The sequence below is a fragment of the Moorella mulderi DSM 14980 genome (assembly GCF_001594015.1).
Classification (GTDB): Bacteria; Bacillota; DSM-521; order Neomoorellales; family Neomoorellaceae; genus Neomoorella; species Neomoorella mulderi.
Genome location: NZ_LTBC01000013.1, coordinates 63,207 through 70,404, shown reverse-complemented (window position 1 = coordinate 70,404; position 7,198 = coordinate 63,207). Strand labels below are relative to the sequence as shown.

The window sequence follows — 7,198 nt, the reverse complement described above, 5'->3', positions numbered from 1 at the left end:
CCAGGCCCTCTACAAGACGGCTCAAGAGTCCATAGGAGTAACCGAAGGATTAACCGGAGCCCGACACAGGTTAAACGCCTGCCTGGACGAAATAGCCTTTTACCAGAAGCAGATCGAGCAAACAGAAACAACCATGGCCGACATCCTAGCAGGAATAGATATTGCAGGATATTTATTAAGCATCCCTGGTATAGGCTTGGTAACAGTAGCCGGCTTTTTAGGCGAAATAGGCGAACCCCAAAATTACGAGCACTGGAAGCAAATCCAAAAACTCGCCGGACTGAACTTAAGCGAACAAAGTTCCGGGAAAAAGGATGGTCAAAGCAAGATATCCAAACGCGGGCGAGCCGAACTAAGGAACCTGTTATACCAGGCCAGCCTAACTCTGGTAGCCAAAAACCGTGAATTTAAAGCTCTGTACCACTACTTCCTGACCAGGCGGGAAAACCCGTTAAAGAAAAAACAGGCCTTAGTAGCCATAGCCGTAAAATTACTGCGGGTAATGTACGGCCTGGCCAGGAAGAAAGAAAACTACGACCCCGACAAAGTATTAGGCGATTATCGCCGCGCCCAATTACAGCAAGCAGCTTAAAAATAAACCCCAAACACAAGGTAAAAAGTCTTGGGTGGGGGAAGCCTTAATCACCTCCATAAGGGCATAGACCCTGCATACAAGTACCAGGCACAACCCACCCGCCCTCAAAAGGCCGAACGAAGGAATGAAACAGGGCATAGACCCCGGGAGACATGATAGGGTAGCCGAGGGCAAGAAGTGGTGAGGTTACTACTCAAGACTTAAATATTAAGTCATCGTCTTGTTGTTGTGGACGATGATGGAGGTTTAGTCTGCCCTCTTGGACTTCATCATAAAAAATGAAAATCTAAGAGAGCAGGCGATTTAACGAGCTAGAAGCAAATTATTGAGATAGGAGGAATTTAAGACTATTTGTAGAATAATAGACATAGAGAAATGGGTCAGATGTTATGATGACATTATATTAGCCTCAGCCTAGACCTTTGTACAATGTTCGGCGGAGATCCCACTGAGACTATCTACGACTTGATACGAATACGTAAAGCAGACAAATCAATAACGGAACCGTAGCTGCGCCATTTTAAATATCAGCAGATGGGGGAAGCGGGTGTGGTTACCTCCTTAAAGGTTGAATTACATAAAAGTTTCAACTGGAAAATGGCGACCACTCTACTTTTAGGTATAATCTGCATGGCAGGTATTAACTATCTACCCTTGCCTGCTGGCCTTACCCTGGCCGGGCTGCGGTCATTGGCAGTCTTACTTTTGGCGGTAACTCTATGGATAACCGAGATTGTCCATCCGGCAGTAACGGCAATGATGATCGTTGTCATCCTTTCATTAGCAAAAATTATCACTTTCGAAAAAGCCCTGGCTGGCTTTGCCGATACTTCAATAGCCCTGTTGGTTTCTATCTATATTTTATCTGCCGCTATGATTAAAAGCGGCTTCGACCGCCGCCTGGCTTTTTTCTTATTGCGCCTCTCGAAGGGCAACATAAACCTCAATCTTTTAATGGTTGCCCTAACAATGATAGTTTTTACTTTTTTAATTCCTACTTCTGCCGGCCGGGCGGCATTGATGGTGCCCATTTGCACCGGTATAGCCAATGCCATGGAATTAAAGCCGGGAAGCAATATTGGCCGGGCTATGTTCCTGATCGTACCTTTCACTTCCCTTATCTTTTCAAGCTCCTTGCTGACGGGTTCCTTGTCCATGATTTATGCGGTCAGCCTTTTTCAACGGGTGGCAGGGTATTCCTGGAACTACCTGTCCTGGATGGCGATGATGGTACCGGGATCGCTAATCACGGTTTTGCTGGTGTGGCTGATGCTTTTGCGGGTTTTCCCGCCGGAAATAAAAGAATTAAATAAAGGCCTCCAATATATCCAGGAACAACTCGCCAGAATGGGCCCCATGACCATGGCCGAAAAAAAAGTGGCTTTACTTTTTATAGGAATGCTGCTCCTGTGGGTCACCAATTTCCTTCACCACCTGCCGACGGCTCTGGTTTCTTTACTGGCCGCAACCTTGACCTTCTTCCCCGGCTTTAACCTGCAATCGTGGAAAGAAGCCATGGTGAAGGTAGACTGGGGAACGGTAATTCTTTTTGGTGGCAGTCTATCCCTGGCCTCGGGATTGAAAGAAACGGGGGCGATGGACTGGCTGGCGGCAGTTGCGTTTGGTAATCTCAGGACCGGTAACGTGGCCTTGTTGGGGTTAATGGTCCTGGGGATCTGTATCGTCATCAGGCTGGGCTTTAACAGCGTGTTGGGTGCCAGCACAGTAATTCTACCCATGGTCATGGCTACGGCCGCCAACCTGGGTATAGAACCGGTTTGGCTGGGAATGATTGGCGTAGTTGGCTGTGAATTGTGCATGTTTTTACCTACCCAGTCACCTACTTTGCTGGCCACCTATGGGACAGGGTTCTACTCCACCAGGGATACTTTAAAAGCAGGCAGCCTGGCTACCTTATTATTAGTTGGCGTAACATTAGTAATGGCCAGTTTTTACTGGCCCCTGCTCGGCCTTAAACCCTGAGTTCTTTCAACCAAATTTTAAAATGAAGGGAGAGCTATTTTCTAATTTTGGTACCCATAAAATCCCGGGGCTAAAGGGGGTGAGAGAAACACAAGGGCTGAGGAAGCGAAGAAATGATTTAGCCGGAAAATACCAACTAGGAAAAGGAGGGCAAATTTAGTGAAGGGGAAAAAATTTTATTGGGTTCTGTTGTTAGGTTTATTTTTAGCCCTGGTGTTGGCAGGCTGCGGGAGCAAAAGCCAGGCCCCCGGTAAGGAAGAGCAGAAACAGACGTCACAAACCGCCAAATCTGAGGAAGTGAAATATCCAACCAAAACTATCCAAATTCTCTGCCAGTCTGCCGCCGGGTCGCCGGTGGACATTATGGCCAGGCAACTGGCGAAATATGCTGAGAAATACCTGGGGCAACCTATAGTAGTTGTCCAAAAAACGGGAGGTGGCACCTCCAACCAGCAGGTAGCTATTAAAGAGGCGCCGGCGGATGGTTACACCCTTGGCACCATTACTCCCAGCCATGTAGGGGATTGGAACAATACCTTAAAGGGCAAATTTGGAATTGATGATTACGTTTATATCACCCGTGTCCAAATAGACCCGTATGTTGTGGCCGTAAATGCCAACAGCCAGTTCAAAACCTTAAAGGATATGGTTGACTGGGCCAAGAAAAATCCGGGCAAATTGAAGGCCGGTGGGTTTGGCCCCAAGGGTTCGGGGCACCAGGTTGCCTTTGATATGCTGGCCCAGGCTGCTGGGATTACCTATACCTGGGTACCCTATGATGGCGGTTCAGCAGCAATAGCGGCGTTGTTGGGCGGCACCAATATCGATGTCGTCAATACCAACCCCGGTAATGTTATGGAACATGTCAAGGCCGGCAAATTGCGGGTACTGGGCGTCATGAACGACAAGAGGGTGCCTGCGCTGCCGGATGTCCCCACCTATAGTGAGTCTGGTTTTAATGTAGATACCTCCTGGGCCCAGTGGCGAGGCATTTATGCCAAGGCCGGGACCCCGAAAGAAATTGTCGCCAAGCTCAACGACGCTTTCCTGAAAGCCATTAAAGAGCCCGAATTCCAAAAGTACCTGAATGATACCAACCAGATGGATGGCAGTATGGGTTCCGAGGAATTTACCAGGCTTGTCAAGGCAGTTGACGAAACGACCAAGAAATACACCCAGTAACGCTCCGGCAAGTCGACATCAGGATTAGGCTTTCTTTACAACATAAAGTTGCCGGTAACGGTACCAGCGTCAGGTACCGTTACCGGAGTTTAACACAAAAGTTACAGGTGGTGGGTTCATGGACAAAAGGGGAGAGTTAGCCAGCAGCATTGTCCTGGTGGCCTTTGGTATTGGATATTTTATTTATGCAACTAATTATGCCTGGGATTCCCTGGCTAACCCGGGGCCTGGTTTCCTTCCTTGTATTATAGGCGCTTTGTTCACCTTATTAAGTATAAGGCTTATGCTGGGTGCTTTACCGCGAAAGAGCAAACAAGCCTGGCAGGAAGCTACGGCTACTACTGAAGGGAAAGACCGGAAAAGCAAAATGATGCCCTTGTTAATAGTATTAATCCTAATTATATATATCTTAATCCTGGAATGGGCCGGTTATATCCCGAGCACTTTCCTCTTAATCTTCACGGGAATAAAGGTTATGGGTGAACGTACATGGCTCAAACCCTTGCTTATCGCTACCGGCCTGGTGGTCTTCACTTACTTCCTGTTTATCGTCTGGCTGCAAGTACCATTGCCCCAGGGAAAACTAATACCCATAGGAGGGATATAATTTGGATGCCCTTTCCGCGTTATTGACTACCTTGCAGCCGGTAAACATCTTTGCTTGCTTAATTGGAGCCCTGGTGGGGACCCTGGTAGGGGTATTGCCCGGTGTAGGCCCGACGGGAACCATGGCTTTGTTGTTACCCCTAACTTTTACTATGGGACCAACGGCAGGCATGATTATGCTGGCTGGCATCTGGTACGGCGCCCAGTACGGGGGCTCTACCACCTCTATTCTGGTTAACGTGCCGGGGGAATCCGCCAGCGTCGTTACGACCCTGGATGGCTACCAGATGGCCCGCAAAGGCCGGGCCGGGGCCGCCCTGGCTGCTGCCGCCATCGGTTCCTTTGTAGCTGGAACCATCAGTATTATGGCCCTCCAGCTTTTTGCCCCTCCCCTGGCCGAAGTAGCCGTTGCTTTCGGTTCGGCCGAATATTTCAGCATCGCCTTGTTAGGGCTTATCATTCTTTCCAACCTTTCGGGTAAATCGTACCTGAAATCATTAATTATGGCCCTCCTGGGCGTCATGCTTTCCACAGTTGGCATGGACCCGGTAGCCGGGGTAGAGCGCTTTACCTTTAATACAGTTGACTTATTGAGCGGTTTTGGCTTTGTCCCGGTGGTGATGGGACTTTTCGGGGTGGCTGAAATCCTTTCCTCCATGGATGAACCGGAGCAAAATAAGGAAGTTATGAATGTCCGCTTTCGCGAACTTTATCCCACCAAAGAAGAATTAAGACGGGCTTTGCCCCCCATGTTCCGGGGCGGGATCCTGGGGTTCCTGGTGGGCCTGGTGCCGGGGCCCGCCGCCGGGGCCCGCCGCTACGCTGGCAGCTTTCCTATCCTATGCGGCTGAACGGCGGTTTTCTAAACACCGCGAAGAATTTGGCAAGGGAGCTATTGAGGGTGTGGCCGGTCCCGAAGCAGCCAATAATGCTGCCTGTGCCGGGGGCCTGGTCCCTTTGCTGGCTTTAGGCCTGCCCTTTGCCCCACCAACGGCCATTTTATTAAGCGGTTTGATGATCCACGGCGTTACGCCCGGGCCCCTTTTGATTCAGAATCACCCGGAAATTTTCTGGGGTGTCATTGGTAGCATGTATCTGGGCAATATCTTTCTGGTCATTTTAAATTTACCCCTGGTTGGCGTCTTCGCCAGCATTACCAAGGTGTCACCCAAATACCTGATGCCGGCCATTCTCCTCCTTTGCGTTATTGGAGCTTACGGTGAAAACAACAGTATCTTTGACGTCTGGGTCATGCTTGCCTTTGGCTTTGCAGGCTATATCCTGCGCAAGTACGATTTTGAGCCGGCACCGTTAATTCTGGGGTTAGTTTTAGGGCGTATCCTGGAAAGCAACCTGCGGCAATCGCTGTTAATAACCGGGGGGAGTATTTTGGGTTTATGGCAGCGGCCGATTACAGCCGTCATCTTGAGTATTGCCGTAATAGCTATCGTTGCCCCTGTGATTATCAAATATGCTTTTAGAAAAGAGGTTACCGGCTTCGTACAACAAGAATAAATTTCGCCGCTTTTTGGTCAGGTACCAATGAAATGAAAGGATGACGGCGGTGGGTCAAACAATCGTCGAAAAGGTGTTTAGCTCGAAGGCCGGGAAAGAGGTCAGGGCCGGAGACTTTATAGATGTTGAGATAGACTATGCCATGTGCCACGACAGTAACCTGGCCTTTGTAATGAAGGCTTTAGAGAAAATCGGTTGTAAAGAAACGGCAATGAGCAACAAACTGGCTTTTATCCTCGATCATAGCGCCCCCTGTTCCAACGAAGTCGCAGCTAATTTACACCGGCAGATACGTAACCTGGCCCAGCAGTGGCAGGTGAATTTACACGACGTTGGCGAAGGGATTTGCCACCAGTTGATGTTGGAAAGCGGTTACATCCGACCGGGGATGGTCGTCGTTGGAACTGACTCCCACACCTGTACTTATGGAGTCCTCAATGCCTTTAGTACCGGTATCGGTTCTACGGAAATGGCGGCTGTTCTTACGCAGGGTAGATTATGGTTTAAAGTGCCTGAAAGCATAAAAGTAGTAATCACGGGAGGGCTACCAAAGGGGGTCTATAGTAAAGATATTGCCCTTGACCTCTTGCGGCAATTAGGCACAGAAGGGGCCAATTATATGGCTTTGGAATACGCAGGTGACGGCATAACCAACCTGAGTGTTGAAGAACGCGCTACCCTGACAAATATGGCGGTAGAAATGGGTGCCAAAACAGGGATTTTTGCTATTGATGAACAGGTGAGAAAATGGTATGCAGACCTGGGATTAAACGCCAATGGCGGGGTAAACCCTGATGCGGACGCTATTTACTGTAAAAAAGTCGAAGTCCGGGCAGAAAACCTGGAACCATTAGTTGCCTGCCCCCACAGCCCGGATCAGGTAAAGCCGGCAACTGGACTAAGGGAAATTAAAATCCAGCAGGCCTATATCGGTACCTGCACCAACGGGCGTTTAAAGGATTTACAGGTTGCCGCCCGGATAATAAAAGGCCGCCGGGTAGCGAGAGGGGTAAGACTCATTATTCAACCTGCCTCCAGGAAAATTTACCAGGCAGCCCTGCGGGAGAATTTAATCGATGTTTTTGTGGCTGCCGGGGCTATTGTCTTACCCCCCGGATGTGGGCCGTGTGTTGGTACTCATATGGGAGTGCCAGCCGACGGCGAGGTCGTTATTTCTACAGCCAACCGCAACTTTAAAGGGCGGATGGGTAATAAAAACGCTTCTATTTATCTGTCTTCACCAGCTACAGTTGCCGCTTCGGCTATTACAGGTAAAATAGCTGACCCGCGCAATTTCCTACCGGAGGAGGGGTAAGC

The 7,198-nt window shown here is 49.3% G+C and carries 7 protein-coding genes; all 7 read left to right on the top strand.

Translation table 11 applies throughout. The features are described 5' to 3' along the window. Positions 1 to 592, top strand: a 592-nt coding sequence (locus tag MOMUL_RS12425; protein WP_153018398.1) for a transposase, incomplete at its 5' end; no start/stop codon positions are given. 537 nt (positions 593 to 1,129) lie between these two features. Next, positions 1,130 to 2,578, top strand: a complete 1,449-nt coding sequence (locus tag MOMUL_RS12420; protein WP_084785637.1) for an SLC13 family permease — start codon at positions 1,130 to 1,132, stop codon at positions 2,576 to 2,578. Positions 2,579 to 2,767: 189 nt separating this feature from the next. Continuing rightward, the gene (locus MOMUL_RS12415; RefSeq protein WP_161485016.1) at positions 2,768 to 3,760 is read left to right on the top strand and encodes a tripartite tricarboxylate transporter substrate binding protein; all 993 of its coding nucleotides are present in this window, start codon (positions 2,768 to 2,770) and stop codon (positions 3,758 to 3,760) included. A gap of 118 nt (positions 3,761 to 3,878) precedes the next feature. Further along, complete coding sequence (locus MOMUL_RS12410; RefSeq protein WP_062285300.1) at positions 3,879 to 4,367, top strand: tripartite tricarboxylate transporter TctB family protein; 489 nt, start codon at positions 3,879 to 3,881, stop codon at positions 4,365 to 4,367. 1 nt (position 4,368) lies between these two features. After that, complete coding sequence (locus tag MOMUL_RS17090) at positions 4,369 to 5,217, top strand: tripartite tricarboxylate transporter permease (protein ID WP_201786521.1); 849 nt, start codon at positions 4,369 to 4,371, stop codon at positions 5,215 to 5,217. Continuing rightward, positions 5,189 to 5,881, top strand: a complete 693-nt coding sequence (locus tag MOMUL_RS17085; RefSeq protein ID WP_201786522.1) for a tripartite tricarboxylate transporter permease — start codon at positions 5,189 to 5,191, stop codon at positions 5,879 to 5,881. Before MOMUL_RS17090 ends, MOMUL_RS17085 begins: the two co-directional genes overlap by 29 nt. Before the next feature lie 40 nt (positions 5,882 to 5,921). Next, the gene (locus MOMUL_RS12400) at positions 5,922 to 7,196 is read left to right on the top strand and encodes a 3-isopropylmalate dehydratase large subunit (RefSeq protein WP_236713106.1); all 1,275 of its coding nucleotides are present in this window, start codon (positions 5,922 to 5,924) and stop codon (positions 7,194 to 7,196) included. Positions 7,197 to 7,198 lie beyond the last annotated feature (2 nt).